Origin of the sequence: Methanoculleus sp. UBA303 (assembly GCA_002501655.1) — an archaeon.
In the GTDB taxonomy this organism is placed as follows: Archaea; Halobacteriota; Methanomicrobia; order Methanomicrobiales; family Methanoculleaceae; genus Methanoculleus.
On record DANY01000021.1, the window covers coordinates 27,967 to 50,643 of the forward strand.

General features: G+C 63.7%; 23 protein-coding genes and 1 tRNA gene. 11 read left to right on the plus strand and 13 right to left on the minus strand.

Annotated elements, in window-relative coordinates; translation table 11 throughout:
* Window positions 1-334: 334 nt before the first annotated feature.
* On the plus strand, window positions 335-3,088 hold the full coding sequence (locus BP846_RS04270; protein WP_292392812.1) for a hypothetical protein: 2,754 nt from the start codon (window positions 335-337) through the stop codon (window positions 3,086-3,088).
* Between the two features lie 16 nt (window positions 3,089-3,104).
* Here BP846_RS04270 and BP846_RS04275 read toward each other — a convergent pair whose 3' ends face one another.
* From BP846_RS04275 to BP846_RS04290, 4 genes are all read right to left on the minus strand, one after another.
* Window positions 3,105-4,031, minus strand: a complete 927-nt coding sequence (locus tag BP846_RS04275; RefSeq protein ID WP_292392813.1) for a prenyltransferase — start codon at window positions 4,029-4,031, stop codon at window positions 3,105-3,107.
* 44 nt (window positions 4,032-4,075) lie between these two features.
* Window positions 4,076-4,744 (minus strand): hypothetical protein, encoded by a 669-nt coding sequence (locus BP846_RS04280; RefSeq protein ID WP_292392814.1) that lies wholly within the window; start codon window positions 4,742-4,744, stop codon window positions 4,076-4,078.
* 90 nt (window positions 4,745-4,834) lie between these two features.
* On the minus strand, window positions 4,835-5,107 hold the full coding sequence (locus BP846_RS04285; RefSeq protein WP_292392815.1) for a DUF1294 domain-containing protein: 273 nt from the start codon (window positions 5,105-5,107) through the stop codon (window positions 4,835-4,837).
* Window positions 5,108-5,284: 177 nt separating this feature from the next.
* Complete coding sequence (locus BP846_RS04290; protein ID WP_292392816.1) at window positions 5,285-5,770, minus strand: DUF7282 domain-containing protein; 486 nt, start codon at window positions 5,768-5,770, stop codon at window positions 5,285-5,287.
* A 128-nt stretch (window positions 5,771-5,898) separates the two neighbouring features.
* On the opposite strand from BP846_RS04290, the gene BP846_RS04295 reads away from it, so the two are divergent.
* Window positions 5,899-6,792, plus strand: coding sequence for a UbiA family prenyltransferase (locus BP846_RS04295; RefSeq protein WP_292392817.1), 894 nt, complete (start codon window positions 5,899-5,901; stop codon window positions 6,790-6,792).
* A gap of 21 nt (window positions 6,793-6,813) precedes the next feature.
* On the opposite strand, the gene BP846_RS04300 is transcribed toward BP846_RS04295, so the two are convergent.
* Entirely contained in the window at window positions 6,814-7,152 is a 339-nt protein-coding gene (locus tag BP846_RS04300) for a cupredoxin domain-containing protein (protein WP_292392818.1), read from the minus strand.
* A 113-nt stretch (window positions 7,153-7,265) separates the two neighbouring features.
* Window positions 7,266-9,284, minus strand: a complete 2,019-nt coding sequence (locus BP846_RS04305) for a DUF2298 domain-containing protein (protein ID WP_292392819.1) — start codon at window positions 9,282-9,284, stop codon at window positions 7,266-7,268.
* Between the two features lie 105 nt (window positions 9,285-9,389).
* Between BP846_RS04305 and BP846_RS04310 the strand changes: the two genes are divergently transcribed.
* Entirely contained in the window at window positions 9,390-10,250 is an 861-nt protein-coding gene (locus BP846_RS04310) for a 4Fe-4S dicluster domain-containing protein (RefSeq protein ID WP_292392820.1), read from the plus strand.
* Window positions 10,251-10,257: 7 nt separating this feature from the next.
* Here the strand turns inward: BP846_RS04310 and BP846_RS04315 are convergent, their stop codons facing one another.
* Entirely contained in the window at window positions 10,258-10,518 is a 261-nt protein-coding gene (locus BP846_RS04315; protein ID WP_292392822.1) for a hypothetical protein, read from the minus strand.
* 121 nt (window positions 10,519-10,639) lie between these two features.
* On the opposite strand from BP846_RS04315, the gene BP846_RS04320 reads away from it, so the two are divergent.
* Together BP846_RS04320 and BP846_RS04325 are read left to right on the plus strand one after the other, a co-directional pair.
* Window positions 10,640-10,966 (plus strand): nucleotidyltransferase family protein, encoded by a 327-nt coding sequence (locus BP846_RS04320; protein WP_292392850.1) that lies wholly within the window; start codon window positions 10,640-10,642, stop codon window positions 10,964-10,966.
* Complete coding sequence (locus tag BP846_RS04325) at window positions 10,959-11,312, plus strand: DUF86 domain-containing protein (RefSeq protein WP_292392823.1); 354 nt, start codon at window positions 10,959-10,961, stop codon at window positions 11,310-11,312. The genes BP846_RS04320 and BP846_RS04325 overlap by 8 nt, the downstream gene beginning before the upstream one ends.
* A gap of 124 nt (window positions 11,313-11,436) precedes the next feature.
* Here BP846_RS04325 and thiC read toward each other — a convergent pair whose 3' ends face one another.
* Window positions 11,437-12,675 carry a phosphomethylpyrimidine synthase ThiC gene (gene thiC, locus BP846_RS04330; RefSeq protein ID WP_292392825.1) on the minus strand — a complete coding sequence of 413 codons (1,239 nt, stop codon included), beginning with the start codon at window positions 12,673-12,675 and terminating at the stop codon, window positions 11,437-11,439.
* Window positions 12,676-12,878: 203 nt separating this feature from the next.
* Here thiC and BP846_RS04335 point away from each other — a divergent pair, with 203 nt between their 5' ends.
* Entirely contained in the window at window positions 12,879-13,073 is a 195-nt protein-coding gene (locus BP846_RS04335) for a CxxC-x17-CxxC domain-containing protein (protein ID WP_011845255.1), read from the plus strand.
* Between the two features lie 162 nt (window positions 13,074-13,235).
* Here BP846_RS04335 and BP846_RS04340 read toward each other — a convergent pair whose 3' ends face one another.
* The 4 genes from BP846_RS04340 to BP846_RS04355 form a co-directional block, all read right to left on the minus strand.
* Window positions 13,236-14,105 (minus strand): ATP-binding protein, encoded by an 870-nt coding sequence (locus tag BP846_RS04340; protein WP_292392826.1) that lies wholly within the window; start codon window positions 14,103-14,105, stop codon window positions 13,236-13,238.
* Window positions 14,102-14,953, minus strand: a complete 852-nt coding sequence (locus tag BP846_RS04345; RefSeq protein ID WP_292392827.1) for an ATP-binding protein — start codon at window positions 14,951-14,953, stop codon at window positions 14,102-14,104. Before BP846_RS04345 ends, BP846_RS04340 begins: the two co-directional genes overlap by 4 nt.
* Window positions 14,950-15,282: a NifB/NifX family molybdenum-iron cluster-binding protein gene (locus BP846_RS04350; protein WP_292392828.1), complete on the minus strand. Its 333-nt coding sequence runs from the start codon at window positions 15,280-15,282 to the stop codon at window positions 14,950-14,952. The genes BP846_RS04345 and BP846_RS04350 overlap by 4 nt, the downstream gene beginning before the upstream one ends.
* 64 nt (window positions 15,283-15,346) lie before the next feature.
* Window positions 15,347-15,706, minus strand: a complete 360-nt coding sequence (locus BP846_RS04355; protein ID WP_292392829.1) for a NifB/NifX family molybdenum-iron cluster-binding protein — start codon at window positions 15,704-15,706, stop codon at window positions 15,347-15,349.
* A gap of 160 nt (window positions 15,707-15,866) precedes the next feature.
* On the opposite strand from BP846_RS04355, the gene BP846_RS04360 reads away from it, so the two are divergent.
* The 4 genes from BP846_RS04360 (at window position 15,867) to BP846_RS04375 (ending at window position 21,009) form a co-directional block, all read left to right on the plus strand.
* Window positions 15,867-18,263 (plus strand): Lon protease family protein, encoded by a 2,397-nt coding sequence (locus BP846_RS04360; protein ID WP_292392830.1) that lies wholly within the window; start codon window positions 15,867-15,869, stop codon window positions 18,261-18,263.
* Window positions 18,264-18,268: 5 nt separating this feature from the next.
* On the plus strand, window positions 18,269-19,441 hold the full coding sequence (nifS, locus tag BP846_RS04365) for a cysteine desulfurase NifS (RefSeq protein WP_292392831.1): 1,173 nt from the start codon (window positions 18,269-18,271) through the stop codon (window positions 19,439-19,441).
* 2 nt (window positions 19,442-19,443) lie between these two features.
* Window positions 19,444-20,790, plus strand: coding sequence for a phosphomannomutase/phosphoglucomutase (locus tag BP846_RS04370; RefSeq protein WP_292392832.1), 1,347 nt, complete (start codon window positions 19,444-19,446; stop codon window positions 20,788-20,790).
* A gap of 144 nt (window positions 20,791-20,934) precedes the next feature.
* Window positions 20,935-21,009, plus strand: a tRNA-Ile gene (locus BP846_RS04375).
* Window positions 21,010-21,487: 478 nt separating this feature from the next.
* On the opposite strand, the gene BP846_RS04380 is transcribed toward BP846_RS04375, so the two are convergent.
* The gene (locus BP846_RS04380; protein ID WP_292392833.1) at window positions 21,488-21,913 is read right to left on the minus strand and encodes a Fic family protein; all 426 of its coding nucleotides are present in this window, start codon (window positions 21,911-21,913) and stop codon (window positions 21,488-21,490) included.
* 405 nt (window positions 21,914-22,318) lie between these two features.
* Here BP846_RS04380 and BP846_RS04385 point away from each other — a divergent pair, with 405 nt between their 5' ends.
* A complete protein-coding gene (locus tag BP846_RS04385; protein WP_292392834.1) occupies window positions 22,319-22,648 on the plus strand; it encodes a nucleotidyltransferase family protein in 330 nt (109 codons plus the stop codon).
* Window positions 22,649-22,677: the final 29 nt, after the last annotated feature.

Here is a 22,677-nt window from a genome sequence, read left to right on the forward strand (position 1 = left end):
GACAGGTGCTGCTGCAAGTGGCGGCACACTTGTTGCAACCGATGCACTGGGAGTCAAAGGGGGAGAGAACGCTCATGTGTTCATCTTCCTCAATGGCTCGTACGATCCGGCGGTGAAAGCCCTGCAGCTAAAAGTTCACTACGATGAATCCGTTGCAGAAGTTACCAACTTTAGTCTGAATGAGGATCTGTCTAACGTCTTCGGAACAGATGAGTTGAATAATCCGAGAAGCGGATTTAAGTTGGCACTCGCAAGTGGTAAGAGGATACCAACCGGAACCTGGCTATGGGATATCACCTTTACGGTTAAGCCAGAGAAGAACGATGGGAGTAGGATGGAGGTTGGTCTCGAGTTGGAGAAGATTGGGGTTAGTGATGATATCAGCTACATGAGTTATACAACCGTCCAGAACGGCACCTTCACCACCGAGGATAAAGTGCTCCCGGTAATCACGCTCGACACGAAGGGACGCGTCCCGTCGACGTTCGACGTTGCCGGGACGATCCATGAGGCTGGTGAGATAAAATCCGCTCAGGCCACCCTGAAGAATTCGACCCATGCAGCGGTCGTGTATGATCTCCTTCCGCTCGGTGGATCGGCCCCTGACTACACCTTCAATAGGCAGGTCACCTGGCCGGTTGAGAATGACGTCACGCTGACCGTCACGGCCATCGATGCCGCCGGGAACGAAGGGAAGAATACCACAACACCCATCAGCGTCGTTGCTGCTGGATTCTCGGACCCGATCCCTGCACCAGAGAGCTACATCAATGAAATCCCGGAGTCTGCCTCGGTACTCATCACCGAGATGCTGGGACCGGTCACCATGTGTCTCGGTAATGCGACATATGAGAAGGATCTAGGTGCCACCATCGAAGGTAGCTGCGCAAAAGGAACCCTGCCCCGTGACCTCGCCGATGGCGAGTACTGGGTGGAGGTCAGCGGAACCGATAACTACGGAAACTCGCAATCCCTGAACTGGACCTTCACGCTCGATACCAAGGCGCCGAAGATTGACACCTTCACCATCACCGACAGCGACGGTGACGGTGATGGCTACATCGAGGCCGGCGAGACCCTCACCCTGAACTGGGCTGTCTCCGATTCCGACCCAAGCTTTGCCCGTGTCGCCCTCGTGGACGCGGCAACCGGGAAAGAACTTTGGCAGGACATCAGGACCACCGGAACCGCCACAACAACAATCAACGTCGGAAACCGCGACCTCGAGTTCCGTGCCTACGACAAGGCCGGTAACTACGCCAAGCGCGCGTTCCACCTCTACAACAACTACATGATCTGGGTGAACTCGACGAAGATGGGCAAGGTCTCCGGCATCGACACGACCTACACCGCAGCAAAAGACCTCAGCCGGACCGGCGTGAGTTCCATCACCCTCCATAACGGGCGCGACGTACCCTTCCCCACCCTGGATCAGCTGCAGAAGTACGTTACAAACGTCGGTCAGGTCACCAACGATACTTACGTGACCGTGGACAAAAATGCAAACATAACCGTTAGTGGGAGCGACACCTACCGTAACGCCTGGGTCTACGAACCCGGCACGGTCCTCGACTTCACGGTGAAGGTTCCAAACACACAGAAAGCCGTCCTCGTGCTCGCTGAGGCGAATGAGTCCTACATCGCTGACCTGATAAAAGGCGGAAAGGGCAGCATGAGATCGGTCGACTACATGGAACTCGTGAAGAAGACCGCATACATCTTCATTGACGGTGGCTGGACAGAGGTCACAATCGATGATAAAGGTAAAGTCAATCAGGGCAACTCCTCTGGAGAGAACATCACGGTCCCCGCTTATGACACTTCCGTCACCGGGGTCCTTGGTCATCATAAGAACCAGGTGGACCTGGGCGGCAATGGGTACCAATTGGGTGCGCAGGGCCTGAAAGAAATCAAGCTCCCACCCGGTGACTACGCGCTCGCCGCAATCACCGTGGACGATGACCGGATCGGCCTCCTTGCCGCAATGCCGGTTGTGGTCCTTGAGGACTCCAACCAGGGTTCGATCTCTGCCACGAGCGTGAAGCTGAACGAAACCTTCACCGCAAAGTTTGACACACCCTGTGAACGCCTTGGCGTGGTCCTGCTCCGCAACAATGTTGCTTACAAGGGCACCGCGTTCATCGATGCAGCGACGCTCGGTAAAGACACCCTCCGCCTGAACATCACCCATAGCGGCATCCCCGCAACCCAGAAACTCATCGGCAATATCTACGTCAGCCCGAACAGCGGGAAGTACGTGGTGGCAAATACGAATCAGGCTACGGTCTCGACAACCGGGCTTGACGCCGGAACCTACCAGGTCTACCTGGCAGGGCAGAGTGCGAGGGGAACGATGCAGGCCTACGGCGTGCACACGCTCGAGATCACCCCCGCCGTGACGCCCACGCCCACACCCTACTACCACCGCGGCAGTGGCGGCGGCAGCGGCAGCACCACCGCCTCCTACACCGGGACCGGTACCTTGCTGACCGGCAGCTCGGGCACCGTCCTCAAGTCCATCATCGTGAACGCCAATGACAACATCGGAGGCCTGCTCGTCCCGATCGGCGTGAAGGCGCTCGATGCCGACGGCAAACCGCTTGGCGAGATCTCCCTCAGTCCCCTCGCCGGCGACGCGGTCCCGGCCATCCCGTCCGGATCGGTCTTCCGGTTCGCCGGCTACGCCTACGAGGCCGGCCCCGACGGCGCCACCTTCAGCCCGGGCATCACGCTCTCGCTCAATATCCCCGAGGACGTCTGGAAGACTCTCGACCCCAACAGCAACAAGCTCACGATGAAGTGGTACAACAAGGAGACCGGCCTCTGGGAGGACGTTCAGACGACCGTCATCCCGGGCACGAGGACCGTCGAGATCCGGATAACCCACTTCAGCATCTACGCGCTCTTCACCGAGCCTGTAACAACGGTCACCCCGATCGAGACGGCGACCACGACGACCACGACAACGCCCACGACACCGTCCGGGGATCAGCCCGCTGAAGGGCTGCCCATGATGATGATCATCGCGATCTTCGCTGTGCTCGTCATCGTCATAGCGGCCGGATACTTCTTCATGATGCGGAAGTAATCTCCCAACTCTTTTTTTATCGGGTCGCAGCGGCCGCAAGGGCGAAGTAGACGGCTACAAGCCCCTGGAAGATAAAGTAGCCCAGGATATTCGCGGTAGCGTAGCGGAGGGCCGGCGCCCGATCCGGGGAGCGGTTCAGGAACCCCCAGAGCGCTATACCGAGCGGGATACACGAGAACAGCGCCACCGGCCGGAAGTCCACGGGGGCAAAGACGCCGGTGACCGCAAAGAGAAGGAGTGTCGCGGTCGCAAGCGCCGCCGCGAGGGCGATGAGCGAGAACCCATAAACGCGCCCCCTCCGCACGATGAGGGTCCGCTTCCCACCCGCGATATCGCCCTCCCTATCCGGGATCTCGACGCTCACGATGAAGACGAGCCCATAGAGGAAGAGCGGGAGAGAGAACGCGAAGAAGGCGGCGTCAAGCCTCCCCATCGCGACGAAGTAGCCCGCCCCCGGCATCAGGAGGCCGAAGGTGATCATGTTCGTGACCTCCCCGAGGTTCCGGTAGGCGAGCCGGAGCGGCGGCGCCGTGTAGAACCAGCCGAGGAGGTTGCCGCCGACGGCGAAGGCGAGGAAGACGGCCGGGTAGGCGTAGATGACCACGAAGGCGTAGCCGGCGAGGATTGAGACCGCCATCAGGACGACGGCCGCCCAGAACGCGGCGGGCTTGAGGTCCGGGTTGGTGGCGAGGACGCCGCTCCCCCCGGATATCGCCGTCGTCTCGACGAACCGGTCGGCGTCGGCGTCGAAGTAGTCGTTGCTGTAGTGGACCGAGAGGTGCGCCGCCGCCATGGCCGCGTAGCCGAGGAAGAACTGCGCCGGGGTGAACCGTGCCCCGAGGAGGAACGCAAGCAGCGCCCCGGCGGTGAACGGGATGAAACCCGAGAGGAGGAGGCGGAACCTCCCGAGTCTTATGAACGCACCGAGAGCATGGGTACCCATGAGAGAGTCTCCTGCTCCCGGAGGGGTGGATCCGGTATATATTCCTATCCAGTTGCTCCACCCGGCCCGCATCCGAGGAGCGACACCGCACCCCCGAGCGCATCGGTGCCCCCCTCGATGTAGATGAGGCCGAGGACAGCCCGGGAGAGGGTCTCCTTCTCCCGAAGGAGGGGCTCGCCGGCCGGGCGGTGACGGCACGCGAGGCCGAGACGACTCTCATGGAGGCCCCACCGGTCAGAGAGCGCCGCGAGGTCGATCACCTCTCCATGCGGACCGGAGAGGACCTTCAACCGCAGGGTGACGTCGCCGATGAGAGCGAGGGCCCGGGAGTCGTTCGGGAACCTCCCGAGCATACCGAGGTCTTTCGCCGGGACCGGGAGCGATTCTTCCGGGAACCCGGCAAGAATATCCAGAAAGAGCCGTTTCGTGGAGGTGTCCATAAGGATCCGGAGGAGCCCGTCCGGCCCCTGGAAGGTATGCCCGGTATCCCGCTCGATGCGGGGGAGGGTCTCGCGCACCACCCGGCCGACCTGCGAGATCAGGTCTTCAATCTCCCTGCTCCACCCTCGTATCCGCCGGAGCCTCCTCGTCCTCCGGGGCGACCGCCGGTGGGCGGGGAGGCACTCCGCCCGGTACTCGCGGATGAGGCCCTCCTGTATCGCCGTGAGGGTCTCTTCTAGCGGGCAGGCGGGCGGGCCGTAGTCGTATGCCATACAGTCTATGGTGGGGCAAAATAACGCTTTTAACTTTCCCCTGAAATCAATGGCTTCTCCAGGACCCCCGCACCCGATCCGGCCGGCGGGTCATACGAGAACCAGAACGAGCGCTATGGCAAGCCCGATGTGCAGGCAGAGGAAGAGGGGGACGAGCCGGAACTTCGCCTTCTGCGTCTTGTGCCGGAAGGCGCGCATCGCAGCCAGCGCCCCGAACGGCCCGAAGAGCGCGAGGACGAGGAGCCGCTGCTCTGGGGTCCTCCATGCCGTCCGTTCCGCCGACCGTTTGTCGCGGAAGAAGGCAGAGAACGAGAGGATGTTTGCGAGGAGGTAGACCGCAGCCGCGGCCGGCAGGAGGGGCATGCCGCCTACCCCTCTCGCCCGGATATCCCGGGACCCGTGCGCCACACCCCGGGTTTGGGCACGCCTGTTCTGTTGAGGTTCTGCACACTGTACCCGTTCTCTCCCGGACCAAAAGAGGTTGCCGTTGGACTGCCCGCCCCGATCTTCCGGAAAAGAGCGGCAGGGGAACCATCCCACTCACCTGGTGCCGCTCGCCGGACAGAGCGCCGTCAGGTTCAGCAGGGTGGCGTTCTCCGCTGTGGCGTTGAAGGGCACGATCACGATCTCACCCCCCACCCTCTGCTCGACGTCGGGGATGGGGTACTCGAAGACACCCTCCTTCCCGGCGTCGTGGTGCAGGACCGCAAAGAGGGTATCGGTGGCGACGAACGTGTGGATGGTCACTGTGACATCCGTGTTCACCCCGGACTCTACCGGCGCATACCCGATGACCCCTCCGGGATGCCCGAAGAGATTGTTGTGGATGACGAGCCACCCGGTGCCGTTGCTCACAGCCTCATCGACCGTGACGTTCCCGACGACCCCGTCGCCCGCGACCATCTGGTCCGTCACCGTGATCGAGGCGTTAGCGGTCTCGTTCGTCCCCCCTTCGGCCTGGGCGGAGACAAGCCCGATGCAGCAGGCCGCGAGGACCGCCGTAATAACCAGCCAGTATTTCTTCATACCGTTGACCTCCCCCGGGGGGGTGGGGAGGGGTCCCTGGGACACATAAGGAGTCCGGGTGAAACCCGATCGCCCGAGACCTTACAGCGGTTTTTTGAGCACGGCCGTATAACCCGTCACATACCACCATGAGAGAGACCCTTGCCGCGCTCGCCGACCTGACCCGCGCCCACTTCTTCTTCGTCTGGCCCCTCCTCTTCTGCTCGGGGCTCGCCCTCGCGTTTGAGAACTACGGCGGGTTCTCGTGGGAACTCATCGGTCGGGCCGCGCTCATCGGCCTCCTCGGGTTCGAGGCCGGGCTCGTCTTAAACGACTACGTCGACCGGGAGTATGACCGGCGGGACATCAACGGGTCGCTCACCCGCTACTGGCGGCCGGTTGCGGGGCGGCCGATACCGGAGGGGAGGATCTCTCCCCGGGCGGCCTTCGCGGTCTTCATCGCCCTCGCCGGGTCCGCGGCCGCGCTCGCCGCGACCCTCCCCGCCCCCCACAACCTCTACGTCCTCGGCATCATGGGCTACTCATACCTGGTCGAGTACTTCTACCAGACGAAGAAGCGACGCCAGACCCTCCCGCTCGCCCAGGTGATTGGGCGGACGGATTTCGCCCTCTTCCCCGTCGCCGGCTACCTCGTCCACGGCAGCCCCGACGCGACCGCCCTCCTCTTCTTCCTCTTCTTCTACCCCTGGACGCTCGCGCATCTCGCGGCAAACGACATAGCCGATATCGCAAACGACCGCGCCCGGGGAATGGCGACGGTCCCGGTCCTCTACGGAATGGAGGGGGCGGCCGCCTGGACCCTCGGCTTCTCGGCCGTCCACGCCGTGACGGCGTTCGTCTTCGCCCTCACCCTCGGCCCCGTCGCCATAGCCGGGTTCGCCGTGGGACTCATCCTCCTCGGGCTGGCAAACTACATCATCCTCCGGGGGAAGAGCCCGGGTGCCGCGATGCGGGCGCTCCCGCTCATCCATGCGACCGTGGTCGTCTACGCCGTAGCGATCATAGCGGCCGCCGCCCTCTAAAGGAAGGGGATCAATCCCCCTCTACTGCACGACGAACGCCCCGTTCATCGAGGGATGGACGTCGCACCGGAAGAAGTAGGTCCCGGGGGTCTCGGGCGCCGTGAAGGTGTAAGTCGCCCGTTCCGGGCCGGTGATGATATCGCCCACGAAGATCTCTTTCGCCGCGGAGGAGTCCGTGTAGACCGCGACATTGTGCGGGATGCCGTCATCCCGGTTGTCGAAGTTCATGGTCACCTCCGCACCCGCCGGAACGGTGATCGTGCTCGTGTCGAAGGCCATGTTCTCGGCCGCGATCTCGACGGTCACGCTCCGGCCAGCGGCGGCGTGGGGCGGTGGAGCCGTGGTCACCTTCGGGCTCACGTCTGCACCCCCGCGGTGGCGTTCACCAGGGAGGATGCCATGGTTACGGTTGCTTGCGCCATGAGCCCCACCCGGGGCCCAGGGTATATAATGGTTACCCGGCCGGAGAGCCGTCAACCCCCGGTTGGCCGCTCGTAGACCTGGACACCGCCTTCGTCGTAGACCAGGAGAAGACCCTGGTCCGGCAGCCGGACGTCATAGCGCTCACGCTCGGGCTTGCCGACGTAGAGGAGAGTCGCGTTATACTTCGCCATGAGCGCGATGGTTTCATTCGGACGCTCATAGATCGCCCGGATATCCGCCGGGCGGGCGGTATACCACGCGCCGTTTCCCCGCCACGTCAGTTCGTGGCTGATCTGCCCGAGGATTGTGGGGATGCCGGTGAACGTCGATACCCGTGAATAGTAGCCGTAATCGCCGTTCTCCGCTTCCACGATCCGGTGGTCGCCCCCAAGCGTCCGGAGGTAGTCGATCGCTGCGGCCTCCCCCGGTCGCGAGGCGTCGAGATAGGCGAGGCCGTCCAGGGTGTTGTAGCCCGCCTCCGGGTAATCGATGCCGAGGAGGCCCCGGCCGATGTCGATGTTGAGGGCGAACGGGGCGGCGAGGAGAGCGGCCACCGCGACGACCGCGGCTCCCCGCCGGAGAGTCGCCGGGAGGACCGGGCGCCGGGCGGCAAACCACCCCCCGGCGAGGAGGAGGGAGCCGGTGCCGAGGAGGACCCAGGCGTCGAAGTAGAACTTGAAGATGGTGTTGAACCGGCTGTAATCTCCCCCGAGCATCTCCCGGAGGTAGAAGAGGTCGCAGAAGGCGAGCACCGCGAGCCCGGCGACGCAGAGGAGGTCCGGGAACGAGTGATTCCTCCGGAGGAGATACACGAGCGGCACCGCGACGACCCCGAGGACGACGTAGCCGGTGGCGAGGAACGGGAGGGCAACGGCGAGATAAACCGGCGATTTTCGGATATCCCGGGCGACGGCAGCGTAGACGACCGCGAGGAACCCGCCCCAGATCGCGAGGAACACGAGGGGGTCGGTGGGGGGAAACCCCCAGCCGATCCCGCCCACGCCCGCAGGTTGGAGGAGGAGGTAGTAGGGGAGGTAGATGAGGAAGGCGACTGCGGGGACCGCCACGACGGCCGTCCGGGAAACGCTCTCCCGCTCCCGGGCCCACAGGAGGATGAGGAAGACGGCGACGACCGGCCCGTAGACAAGAGCGTCCCAGGAACTCAAGGGCGGCATCGATCCGATGGAGAGGCCGATCAGGAGGGCAAGCCCCCGCCGCCCCCGGGCATCAAGCCCGCCCCACCGCAACCACGCAAACCCGAGGAGGAAGATGAGGAGGAACTGGTTGAACGCGGCCATCTCGAAGGCATGGGCGTTCCCGAGGAAGAGGGAGAAGACCGGGAACTCGAACCGGGCGCCGGGGATGATCCAGTTGGTCTCCTGGAATGCCCCATAGAGATTCCAGCCGGTGGCGAGAAACCAGGGGACCGACGGCGGGACGAGGAGGAGGACCGCGAGCACCACCCACCGCAGCCGTCGCAGGAGCAGGCTTCCTAGAGCGTAGAGCATCACGAACGAAGTCCCGTAGACTGTGGCCGGGATCAGGTTGAACGCCACCTCCGACGGGACGCCGGTGACGATCCCGAGGCAGCCCATCAGCCAGTGGCCGAGGTAGTAGTAGACGGTAAGGTGCCCGCCCGCGAACCAGGGGTCGAGCGGCGGGACCACGGGCTCCCGCATGACGCTCGCGAGGAAGGCGTGGTTCATGTACTGCTCGCTGAAGTAGCCTATGACCGGGTCCGTGAACCGGACGGAGAGCGCGAATAAAAACCCAATCAGGAAGATCGCGTCCCAGGCGAGCAAGCCCCGGAGTTCCCGTGCCCGGTATTCGCCCCGCCGGAGGCCCCACGCTCCGAGGGCGACAAAGAGGAGAAGGGCGAGGGCGACCGGGATACGGAGGAGGCCGCAGTACCACGTTGCGAGGGCGAAGAGGAGGAGGGAGACCGGGTAGGCCGCAGGGTAGGCGTAGTCCCCGAGCGCGGGGCGGAGGCGTGGCCAGAGGGCCAGCTGGAGGCCTTTCAGGAGACCGGCCCAGAAGAGGAGATAGGATGCCTGCAGGATGAGGTCCACACCCAGATATCGAGGGGAGGGTATATGCGGTTTGTGATCTCTCCCAGGCCCCGGTCGGCGGGTGGTTTAACACCGATTCTTGCCATATTCTAAGGCAGGAACCACATGACCGACGGCAAGAAGAGCAAAAAACAGGGGGTCATCCGCCTCCGGGAGAAGGGAAAGGTCGCCATGCGGGGGAGGATACCCGCCGGCGTGATGACCGCATCGCAGATGGCGGCGGTGGCCCGGATTGCAGAGGAGTTCGGGAACGGAGAGGTCGCCATGACGGCCCGGCTCAACGTGGAGATCCCCTTCGTCGACCGCAGGGACGCTGAGGAAGTCGCGGAAAGGCTCCGGGAGGCGGGGATCGAGCCCGGGAGCACCGGGGCCACGCTCCGGTCGGTCGTGGCCTGCAAGGGCACGGTCTGCAGGCACGGGTGCTGCGACACGCAGGGGCTCGCCCGGGCCATCGAGGAGCGGCACGGCGGATGCGTTCTCCCGAGGAAACTCAAGATCTCGATCGCGGGATGCCCGAACAACTGCGCAAGGGTCCAGGCGAACGACATCGGGATCATGGGAAGGAGGTTCCCCGCGTTCGGGGCCGGAGAATGCAACACCTGCGGCGCGTGCGAGAAGGTCTGCCGGGAGGGTGCGGCCCGGGTTACCGACGGCGAGGTCTTCTTCTCTGAAGAAGACTGTGTCGGCTGCGGCGACTGTATTGCGGTCTGTCCCACGGAGGCGATCGGCGTCGCGGCGGAGGGGCTGCGCTTCTCCGTCGGCGGGAGGTCGGGCCGGGTCGTCCGGGCCGGCGTCGAGGCCGAAGAGATGGTCCCGGTGGAGGCGGCCCTCGAGATCGTCGGGAGGCTGCTCGACTACTTCCGGGAGAACGCACAGCCGGGCGAGAGGCTCGGGGAGTTGATGGACCGGGTGGGGGTGGAGGAGGTCTTTGCGGCCGCCGGGATGAGGCCGCGAGATACCGGGTGAAGACCTATCATTGCACCTGTAACTCCACTCTTTTCTCTTCATGAAGCCCTCTCTCGTAACTATCACAGTTCCCGCATTCAGCGATAACCTTCCACGTCTCCCGGATCCCCTCCTCCAGCCGTGTAATCCGGGCGGTCCCGCCGAGGCTCTCCTCGACCTCGAAGAATTCCCGTGCTTTCTGCTCGTTGAACGGCCCGTAGCGCTTGATCTCGTCGTGGTCGCCGAGGACCTCGACCCTGTACTTCAGCCGGGAGATGTTCATCATCATTCACCGGTCCAGAGAATCGCCTGCAGATCCATAAACCTTGGGGGATCCCTCACAGACACAGCGTGGGGAAACCAATAAACAATTCTTCCACCCACATACCATTCAAAGGAGGCGTTTGGAAGTGCCGCGAAGGCCCGAGGATATCCCCCCGCACTGGACCGTGCGGTCAATCATTGACGCTTTGAGGAAGGCAAAGCCCTACCTTGAGCAAAGGTATCATGTCCGCGAGATCGGCATCTTTGGTTCCTATGCGCGAAACGAGCAGGGTCCGGAGAGTGATCTGGACATCCTGGTCGACCTCGACAGACCCCTCGGGTGGGATGTCGTGGACCTCAAAGAGGACCTGGAAAGGATGCTCGGCGTCTCCGTGGACCTCGCCCTGAAGGGAGGGGTCGCCCGGCGACCGGGGCTTTTCCGTGCCATCGAGGAGGACGCGGTGTATGTCTAAGCGCGATGAAACCCTCCTCTTTGAAGATATTCTGGAGGCCATCGGCCGCATCAGGGAATATACCAGAGGATACTCAAAGGAGGACTTCTTCCGGGACCAAAAGACCATCGATGCGGTGATACGTAACCTTGAGATCATCGGGGAGGCATGCGGACAGGTTCCCGGGCCGGTTCGGGAGAGGTACCCCGGAATCCCCTGGAGGAAAATTGTGGGGGTCAGAAATATTGTCATTCACCACTATTTCGGTGTCGACCTCGAGACGGTCTGGTTCATCATCACCCGGCAGCTTCCCGACCTCCAGTCCAGTCTTCGCGCAACCCTCGCGGGCAGAGAAACAGAAGGTTAACTCCGGTCGCAAGCGGCAGGCAACGCTAATGGCCACCGCGCTTCCGGGGCCTGCCTCCACCGGCCCCGGCATTCAACGTGGAACTCGTTATCCGGCTGTAGTATGAGATCCGGGGATGTTCCCCTCACCTCTCCTCCCTGAGCCGCTTCATCAGGGCGACCGCACAGAAGTCCCCGCACATCGTGCACGGCCCTGGTTCAGGGGCGAGAGCCCGTGCAGTCTCCGGATCGATGGCATGGGCGACCTGCCCGTCCCAGTCGAGGCGCGAGCGGAACCGGGCGAGGGCGAGGTCCTCGTCGTCCATGCCGTACTTGATCGAGTCGCCGATGTGGGCCGCGATCTTAAACGCGATGAGCCCCTCCCTGACCTGGTCGGGGGTCGGGAGACCGAGGTGTTCGGCCGGGGTGAGGTAGCAGAGGTAATCGGCGCCTGCGCCGCTTGCGATGCTTGCGCCGACGCACCCGGCGATGTGGTCGTAGCCGACGGCGGTGTCGGTGGGGAGGGGGCCGGCGACAAAGAGCGGCGCGGGGGAGTGCTCCCGGTAACGCCGGAGGTAGACGGGGATCCGGTCGGCCCTGACATGGCCGCCGAGCCCCTCGACGATCGTCTGGACACCGTGTTCATGGGCGTAGGCGGCAAGCCGTGCGTTCCAGCGCATCTCGCCCTTCTGGGCCTCGTCCATCTCGTCGTGGATACACCCGCTCCGCATCGTGTTGCCCAGGGAGAGGACGATATCGTGCTCCCGGAGGATGGCGAGGATCTCATCGAAGTGTTCGACGAAGGGGTTCTCGGCGTCGTGGGTGAGCATGTAGGCAGCGGTGATCGACCCTCCCTTCGAGACAACGCCCATAATCCGCTCCCCGTCCCAGGCGGCGTCGATCATCTCCCTGCTGACGGCGTGGAGGACGAACGAGGAGACCCCCTCCTCTGCCTGACGCCGTACGGTGGCAAGGATATCCGCTGCGGTCATGCTCTCGACGCCGATCTCGGCGGCGGCCTGGTAGACCGGCACCGTGGTGATCGGGAGGGTGGTGGCGGCAGAGATCGCCCGCCGGATCGCCGTGATATCGCCCCCGGTGGAGAGGTCGGTGATGGTGTCCGCGCCGTGCAGCCCGGCGATCCGGGCCTTCTCGACCTCCTCAGCGGGGCGAACCCGGGAGGTCGAGGTCCCGAGGTTGACGTTGACCTTTGTCCGCAGCCCGCGGCCGATGCCGACCGAGCATGATCCTCGTGTCATAATAACGGCTTCGCCGGCGGCGACGGAGTAGCGGAGGTCTTCGGCCTCGATCCCTTCGGCCGCTGCGACCGCTTCCATCCGGGGGGTGATGGTCCCCTCCCGGGCCTCTTCGATCTGGGTCTTCATCTCCCCATATGTTGGGTTCCAGACCCGAAAAAGCCCGCGATGATTGTATCGCCAAAAAGAAGAGGGGGCCATGGAGGGGCGACTGCAGAATCCCCGTGTACCTCTTTCACCCTGCGTTTGATAGCCCCGCAGAGCCCTCCACGGACCTGTGAAGTACCTTATATACTATACACTCATAACTCTACAGGCAGTGTTCTATCTGCATGAGCAATCCAATGGATTATAACAGAGGCAACAGAAATTTCGGTGGACCGAGGAACTTCGGCGGCCCCCGTGAAATGACGAAGACCGTTTGTTCAGACTGTGGGAAAGAGTGCGAAGTCCCCTTCAAGCCGACCGAGGGCAGACCTGTGTATTGCCAGGACTGCCTCCCGAAGCACAGAAAACCCCGGTTCTAAACCAATACATTTTTCTTTTTCGCGAAACGTTAGCAAGTGAATCTCCGGCTGAGACCGGAGAGTCACGACACCCTTCTACCGCACATCCGGTAACGCTCCGTCTTCACAGATCAGTGGTGCAGAGAAGAGCCCGGGGCATCGGAATCACCCCGGGTGGCGGGCTCACCGGAGCCCGAGTTCGGCGAAGAGGGTATCCCGGAGCGTCCGGAGAGCCCCGGCCGCCGGGGAGTCGCGCCGGGTCACGGGACGGCCGTTCCGGACCGCTTCGATAACCCCGGGATCGAATGGAATCTTCCCGACCACGGTGAGGCCCTCTTTCCCGCAGTAGTCCTCGATCCGTTCACAGATATCCTCCGCGAGGTCGAAACGGTTGATCGCGACGAAGATCCGGACGCCGAACCGGCGGCAGACCGTCACCAATCTTCCGAGATCGTGGAGCGCCGAGACCCCCGGCTCAGTCACGATGAGGACCGCGTCCATACCGCTGACCGTCGCGATCAGCGGGCACCCGATCCCCGGCGGACCGTCGGCGAGCAGCAGATCCGCGTCGCCCGCAAGGTTCATGGCCCGCTTCTTCACCTCGGTGACGAGCAGCCCCGAGTTCCCCGAGCCCGGGAAGAGCCGGGCGTGGGCGAGGTTCCCGCGGCCGGTTGCCGATGTGGAGATTTCGCCGCAGACACGCGGTTCCAGCCGGACCGCCCCCATCGGGCAGACGTAGGCACAGACACCGCAGTCCTCACAGTGCAGGAGATCCACCGTCCAGGCATCGTCCCGGCGCACGATTGCCCCGAACCGGCAGTGGTCCGCACAGATCCCGCAGTCGCGGCACCGTTCTGGATCGATCCGGGCCGCCTCAAGCCCCCGGAACTCCTCCGTGGTGAGCCGCCGGGGCTTGAAGAGGAGTTCCAGGTTCGCGGCGTCCACGTCGCAGTCGACAAGGACCTGCGGCACAGCGCTGATATCGGCAAGCGCCGCCGCCATCATCGTCTTTCCCGTGCCGCCCTTGCCGCTCACGACCGCGAGCCGGATCACGCCCTCACCCCCGGGAGGTCCAGAACCGCACGAAAGAGACCGGCGAACCGCTCCTCCCACCCGGGGAGGTCGCGGCATACGAGCCCGCCCCGGTTCTGGACGGCGGCGATCTCCCGGGAGAACGGTATGGTCATGAGGATGGGAAGCCCATGCTCCCGGCAGAACCCGATCGTCGCCGCGTCCTCTCCGTCGCTCCGGTTGATCACGACGCCGGCACTGATGCCGACCCTCTCCGCCACCTCGGCCGCGAGGCGGAGATCGTGCAGCCCGAACGGCGTCGACTCCGTGACCAGAACGCAGGCATCGCTCCCCTCGAGGGTCTCGATCACCGGGCAGGCGATCCCCGGGGAGGCATCGTAGAGGATGAGGGGGTGCCCTTCCGCGAGCGCCTTCGCCACCTTGATGACCGCCGGGGCCTGCACCTCCCCCTCGTTCAGGACCCCGCTGATCAGCGTGAGGCGGGACAGCGGACGGGAGCAGGCGACCCGGCCGATGGTCCGCGGGACTTCCCGGACAGCCCCCTGCGGGCAGACGAGGACGCAGCCCCCGCAGGAGTGGCAGAGGTGCGGGAAGACAAGGACACTGTCCTTCAGCACCGCAAGCGCCCCGAAACGGCAGAACTTCCCGCACTCCCCGCAGAGGGTGCAGCGCTCGGCGTCGATCTCCGGGACCAGGTTTGTCACCGGCACGTCCGTCGCCGGGGCCGGGAAGAAGAGGTGGAGATTCGGCTCCTCGACGTCGCAGTCAACGAGTGCCACCTCGCGGGAGCGGGAGAGCGTGCAGGCGAGGTTCGCCGCCACCGTGCTCTTCCCGGTGCCGCCTTTGCCGCTGGCAATTGCGATCTTCATAACGGCTGCAGGTCCCCGGCGGTATATTCCGCGAGGGCGTCGGCCGCGCTGCCGCTCCCGCGGTAGGCGTAAGCCTTGATCCCGCCCGCCTCAATTGCCCGGGCGGCGTTCCCGCCGACCTGACCGGTGACGAGCACGGTCGCGCCACGCTCCGCGAGCACCTGGACCGCCCGGGGCCCGACCCCGCCGGCAGCGTCAATGAGGGGGTTTGCAACCGATTCAGACTTTCCTGTCTCCGTATCGACGAAGACAAAGTAAGGTGCCCGGCCGAACCGCTGCTCGACCGGGGCGTCCGTGCCTGCTGCACGTGCTGTGATGCATACAATCATACTACTACCTCATGGGAATTATTACCCATATGAGCATAATACTATGGATGATGCCACTCCCGCGTCAGTGGCTCCCGCCGCACTCGCCGCCATCTTCGTGATGGCAGGAACTCTCTCCCGGCGAGAGGCGGCCGGCGATGTAGTCCTGCGCGATATAATCCACGTTCCCGCTGATGCCGAGGAGCACCTCGATGCCGTTCCCGTGGAAGAGGTCGATGGCCCGGGGCCCCATCCCGCCGGCAATGATCAGGTTGACCCCGTGCTCCGCGAGGAAGACCGGGAGCCGCCCGGGTTCGTGGCCGGGGTTCGGGAGGTCGTCCTTCCGGTAGATAATCGACTCCTCCACGTCAAATATAGCATACCCTTCACAGTGCCCAAAGTGCCCGGACACCTGGTTTCCGTCCTGCGCAATCGCAATCCTCATGGTCTCACCGATCCTTGCGGTCCCATGTGGAACCGCGTATAAACATACTACACATAAGCGCGAAAGGAAGTAAAACCGCCTATCGTACCATCCGGTCCGGGGCCGGGGAATCTTTTTAAAGGTCGCAGGCATCCTGCGACCAGGAACTGTGGTGAGACTGATGGTTCAGCCTTTGGATATCGGAGAGTACCGGAACATATACGAGCCGGGAAAGGTAGAGTGCGCCAGCACCGAAGAGATGCGGCCGCTCGAGGAGATCATCGGCCAGGAACGGGCGCTCCGGGCGTTGCGGTTCGGCCTTGAGATCCGGGAGCCCGGGTTCAACGTCTACACCGCGGGCGCTCAAGGAACCGGGCGGATGACCGCCGTCCGGAGCTTCCTCGACGAGCTCGCGAAGGCCAAGCCCCGGGCAAGCGACTGGGTCTACGTCCACAACTTCGAGAACCAGTACGAACCCAACGCCATCGCCCTCCCGGGGGGGAGGGGGCCCGGGTTCAGGGAGGATATGAAACGGTTCATCGAGGAGGCCCGCCGGGCGCTTCCCCGGGCATTCGAGAGCGAGGAGTATGCCAAACGCCGGGACGAGACCCTCCAGTCGCTCCAGGGAAAGAGAACCGAACTCATAGCCCGGATCAACCAGCGCGCCCAGGAGGCGGGGTTCACCATCCAGATGAGCCCCATCGGCCTCCTGACCATCCCGATCATCAACGGGAAGCCGGTCCCCGAGGAGGAGTTCATCACCCTCCCCGATGAGGTGCGGGCGGAGGTCCAGCGGCGGCGCGACGCCCTCAACGCCGAACTCCGGAGCACCCTCCGGCAGGTGCAGGAGATCGAGCGGCAGGGGGCTGAGGGGGTCACGAACCTGAACCACGAGATCTCCCTCTACGCGATAGGAAACCTCGTCGCCGAACTCAAGGAGAACTACGCCGACATTCCGGAGGTCCCGGTCTACATCGATGCCGTCCAGAACGACATCCTCGAGAACCTCCAGGCCTTCCTCGGGATCCCCGAGCAGCCGGGCGCCCCGCCCCAGTTCCAGGCCTTCATCCGGGAACTCCCATTCCGGAAGTATGACGTGAACGTCGTCGTCGACAACGCCGATACCGGGGGAGCGCCGGTGATCGTCGAGCAGAACCCCACCTTCCAGAACCTCCTCGGGAAGATCGAGAGGGAGGTCCAGTTCGGCATCTTCACGACTGACTTCACGATGATCCGGCCGGGCTCGCTGCATAAGGCCAACGGCGGCTACATCGTCCTCACCGTCGAGGACCTCCTTCGGAACCCCTTCTCCTGGGACGGGCTCAAGACAGCCTTGAAGACCGGGGAAGCCGTCATCGAGGAGCCGGGAGAACGGATGGGGTTCATCACGGCAAAGACGATCAAGCCCGAGGCTGTCCCCCTCGACATCAAGGTGACCCTCATCGGGACACCGATGCTCTACCAGCTCCTCTACCGGATGGACCCCGACTTCAAGGAGCTCTTCAAGGTCAAGGCCGATTTCGATATCGTCATGGAGAGAAACGACGAGAACGCCGGGAAGTACGCCGACTTCATGTGCAACCTCGTCCGGGAGGAGAAGATCCGGCACCTGGACCGGGAGGCGATCGCCCGGGTGATCGAGTATGGCTCGCGCCTCGCCGAGGACAAGCAGAAACTCTCCACCCGGTTCGCCGCCATCGCAGACCTCATCCGGGAGGCAAACTTCTACGCCGCAGAGGACGGGGCGGAGCAGGTCGAGAAGAAGCATGTCACGAAGGCGATCGAGGAGAAGATCTACCGCTCGAACCTGATCCAGCAGAAGATCGAGGAGTACATCCGGCGGGGGATCTTCCTCATCGAGACCGATGGTGAGAAGGTCGGCCAGGTGAACGGCCTCTCGGTCATCGGCCTCGGGGACTTCGCCTTCGGCCGGCCGTCGAAGGTGACCGCGAGCATCGGGGTCGGCCGCGAAGGGATCATGGATATCGAGCGGGAAGCGGCGCTCGGGGGGCCGATCCACACGAAGGGCGTCCTGATCATCAACGGCTACCTCAACAACAACTACGCGCGGGATAAGCCGCTCGCCCTCTCGGCCAGGCTCGTCTTCGAGCAGAGTTACGAGGGGATCGAGGGCGATTCCGCGTCGAGCACCGAACTCTACGCCCTCCTCTCGGCGCTCTCGGGCCTCCCCCTGAAACAGTATCTCGCCGTCACGGGTTCGGTGAACCAGAAGGGCGAGGTCCAGGCGATCGGGGGCGTGAACGAGAAACTGGAGGGATTCTACGAGGTCTGCAAGGCGAAGGGGCTCAACGGCAACCAGGGAGCCCTGATACCGGCAAGCAACGTCCAGAACCTTATGCTCAAGGAAGAGGTCGTCGAGGCCGCGAAGGCCGGGAAGTTCCGGATCTACCCGGTGCGGACGATCGATGAGGGGATCGAGGTCCTCACGGGCGTCCCGGCGGGCAGGCGGCGGGAGGATGGGACCTACGAGGAGGGGACCGTGAACTATCTCGTGGACCGGCGGCTTGGGGAGATGGCGGAGACGATGCGCGGGTTCCAGCCAATGACGCCGAAGTGACCGGGATGGAGCAGAGACGTTCGGTCTACATGGACCATGCGGCGACGACGCCGGTGCGGCCGGAGGTCGTCGAGGTGATGCTGCCGTACTTCTCGGAGTGGTTCGGGAACCCCTCCTCGCTCTACGCCCTCGCTCGTGAGGCGAAGGAGGCAGTGGAGGAGGCACGGGGACGGGTGGCGGCGGCCATCGGCGCGAGCCCCGAAGAGGTCTACTTCACCTCGGGGGGCACGGAGGCCGACAACTGGGCGGTCAAGGGGGTGGCGGCGGCGAGCAGGAAGAAGGGGGACCATATCATCACCTCCGCGATCGAGCACCACGCCGTCCTCCACCCCTGCCGGGCCCTCGAGAAGCAGGGCTACCGGGTCACCTATCTCCCGGTCGACGAGTTCGGCCGGGTCGAGCCGGGCGACGTCGAGGACGCGATCACCGATGAGACCATCCTCGTCTCGGTGATGGCCGCGAACAACGAGATCGGGTCGATCCAGCCGGTCGCGGAGATCGGCCGCATCGCGCACGACCACAATGTCCCATTCCACACCGACGCTGTCCAGGCGATCGGGGCCTTTTCGGTGGGTGTGGATGCCATGGGGGCCGACCTCCTCGCGCTCTCGGCCCACAAGTTCGGCGGCCCGAAGGGGACGGGGGCGCTCTACGTCCGGCGGGGAACCCGGATCGGGACGTTCATGGACGGCGGGGCGCAGGAGCGGGGACGGCGGGCCGGGACCGAGAACGTGCCCGGCATCGTGGGGCTGGGCAGGGCGATCAACCTTGCGGTTGCTGAGATGCCCCGGAACGCCGCCCGGGTCGCCGCGATGCGGGACCGGTTGATCCGGGGCATCCTGGAGACGATCCCCGACACCCGGTTGAACGGCCACCCGATCGAGCGGCTCCCGAACAATGTCAACGTCGCGTTCCGCTATGTCGAGGGGGAGTCGATCCTCCTCTCGCTCGACGCCCTCGGGATTGCCGCCTCGACAGGGAGCGCCTGCACCTCGGCGTCGCTTGAGCCCTCGCACGTCCTGACCGCCTGCGGCCTCCCGCCCGAGCACGCCCACGGCTCGCTCCGGCTCACCCTCGGGCCGGGGAACACCGACGCCGACGTCGATTACGTCCTCGCGGCCCTCCCCGGCATTATAGCCCGACTGCGGGAGATGTCGCCGCTCCGGGGAGGGGCGTGAGCATGGCGGGCATCTTCAAGGCATACGATATCCGGGGGCGCTACCCGGACGAACTCGACGAGGCGACGGCAGAGAGGATCGGGAACGCGTTCGTCCGGCTCCTCGGGGCGGAGCGGATCGTCGTCGGGCGGGACATGCGCCTCTCTGCGGCGTCGCTCGCAGGTGCGTTTGCAGACGGCGCGATAGCGGCCGGGGCGGATGTCGCTGACGCCGGAGAGGTGAGCACGCCGCTCCTCAACTACGCCATCATCGCCGGAGGGTTCGACGGTGGGGCGATGGTGACGGCCTCCCACCTCCCGGAGGATATGAACGGGCTCAAACTTGCCCGCAAGGACGCGGTCCCCCTCTCCGGCGACCGGGGGTTGCCGCTCCTCGAGGCGATGGTCGGGGAGAAGCCGGTAGCCCGCGCCGCCGGGTCCTGCCATAAGGTCGATATGCTCGACGCCTACATCGGGAAGGTGGCTGGGTTCGTCCGGAACCCGAGACCGCTCACGGTTGTCGTGGACGCGGGGAACGGTATGGCCGGGCCGGAGGTGCCCCGGCTCTTTGAGCGGGTTCCGGCATGGCGGCTGGTGCCGATGTATATCGAGCCCGACGGGCGGTTCCCCCACCATCACGCAAACCCGCTCGACCCCGAGACCACCCGGGAACTCCAGGACCGGGTTGTGGCGGAGGGCGCGGATATCGGGGTCGCGTTCGACGGAGATGCCGACCGGTGCGGGCTCATCGACGAGCGGGGCGAGCGGGTCAGGGAGGACCTGGTGACCGGGCTCATCGCGGGGTTTCTGCTCGAAGGGAACCCGGGGGCGACCGTCCTCTACGACCTCCGGTCGAGCCGGGCCGTTCCGCAGGCGATCGCCCGGGGGGGAGGGCGAGGTGTCCGGTCCCGGGTGGGCCACGCCTTCATCAAGGCCCGGATGCGGGAGGAGGATGCGTTATTCGCCGGAGAACTCTCCGGGCACTACTACTACCGGGATATGGGGTTTACGGATAACGGCATCCTCACGATGATCCAGGTCTTAAACCTCATCGCCGCCCGGGGCCGGCCGCTCTCCGAACTCATCCGGCCGCTGGACCACTACCCCACGACCGGGGAGATCAACCTGACGGTGAGCGACCCCGATCTGGTGCTGACGGCGCTCGCGGCGCGCTACCGGGACGCGGAGATCGACCGCCTGGACGGGCTGACAGTGGGCTATCCGGACTGGTGGTTCAACATCCGCCGCTCCCACACCGAGCCGGTGGTGCGGCTGAATCTCGAAGCGGACACGAGGGGCCTCCTGGGTGAGAAGAAGCGGGAGGTCCTCGGGGTCATCCGGGATGCCGACCCGGGCACGAAGGTGGTATAACCCGGCGCAGGGGCCGATCAGCGGCCCGCACAACGTATTTATCGTAAAAGGGAGATATTTATATGCACCGGGGTTCTCAGGGGTTCGGGAAACCGCAGCAATGCTTGCTGATTCCACATCCCTGACACTTCAGCAGTTGTTTTGGGGCCCGTAGCTTAGTCCGGTCAGAGCGCCCGGCTCATAACCGGGCGGTCGTGGGTTCGAATCCCTCCGGGCCCACTGTTATTCACCAAAACAGGCGGAATTTTTTATCGCTATAAGGCATGAGCGAAAAGATCCCCTGCGCCCGCCGGGGGGTGGCGTCCCTTTGCCTGGATCGCGAATCCCCCGGCCGGCCGTTATGCCGGAGCGCGCCGGCGATCGGTACGATCACCGGCAGGAGAGTTCCCGACGCATGTTGCTTGCGAAGGTCCGGATTCAGGTCACGCCAGAACAGGAGGACGGACGGTAGTTCGCGGGTTCTGAAATGTGCAACATCAATATATACTGACACTCATACTGAATACGCAGTAAACGATACCAGGTTGATGATAGTGGTGGCCCCCGGCACGAACAGTGATGCAACTCCCTATAATCTCCCTGCTGTGCAGCGGCGGAGGGGTGCATTTATGGATGACGCTCTTACGCAATCCGAGCGGAAGGCAATCGCCGACTCTATCGAAGAGAACCGTGAAGCCCTTGAGATAATGGCGAAACGTTAGATATCATCATCTTTTTCAAGATATTTCCAGATCCACCCTTCAACGTCATCAACATCGTGCCGATAATCTGCAACTTCGATCAGGAAGTTCCCTTTCTCTCCCTGTGAGGCACCGATACGAAAACCCCACTCTTCTCGAAGAATAGCATCCGCGACAACAAAGGCGGTGCGCTTATTTCCGTTCTGGAAAGGGTGCCGGATCGCTATTGCATGAAGTATCCATGCTACGCGTTTCACCGAGTCGGCCAGAGTGTCAAACTTTGCTTCGTACTCTAAGAAAAAACCAATCGAACCGAATACCCCGTAGTCCCTTACAACCCCTGCGGCACCCTGATCCTCCGGTAGATCGCTTTTGTGGATTATCTGCGTCTGCACAAAGATGATGTGCCGCGCCAGAGGGCTGAGTTTTTCCGGGGTGCTCATGATCCAGCGAACCCTATCCGATTTTCAACGATTACACACTTTCCTTCTTCGTCTTATGTCGGTTATACGCTTAATTAACACATCCGGTAGACGGCATTCATCCCCCACTAAAGCGGGGAGCCTTCTGCCTGTTTTCCTTATAAAGGCATATATTTCGACCATTTTACACACCTGGCGAGAGATGTAGCGAACGACCCCTGCGAGAGGAGCAGCCAGACATAGGCGATGATGGAGGTATGGATGTTACTACGGAGTTCCAGCAGAACAATGGCCGCCCCTGTTCCGGGACAGTGCGGATGATGTCCCATCAGGTGTAGGTGAACGATCAAGGGGAAACGACGCAAACAGATTCTAGAAAAGCGTGAGACGTCCTTATGACCGCTCCCCCCCAACTCATCGAAGAAAATGCCACCTGTCGTCAGGCTTGAGGAGGTGTTACCGATACTCATGGAGCGGTTTGGTGTGGTAAAGGTCGGGATCTTCGGGTCCACCGCCCGCGGCGAGGGGCGGTCCGACAGCGACGTGGATATTCTGGTCGAACTCGCGCCGGATCACCTGACGTTTCGGAACTTCATGGCACTCGCCGACTATCTGGAGGAACTGTACGGACGGAGAGTCGACCTTGTCACCGGCGGCAACGTCACGGTGCGCAAGGACCTTGCGCCGGTGGTCATCGGCTCGCCGATGCGTGGCCCGGGCTGGACGGCGATAGAGACATCACCATGCACGGGGTGACCCGCGTCCCCCAGCGCTACGCGCAGGAC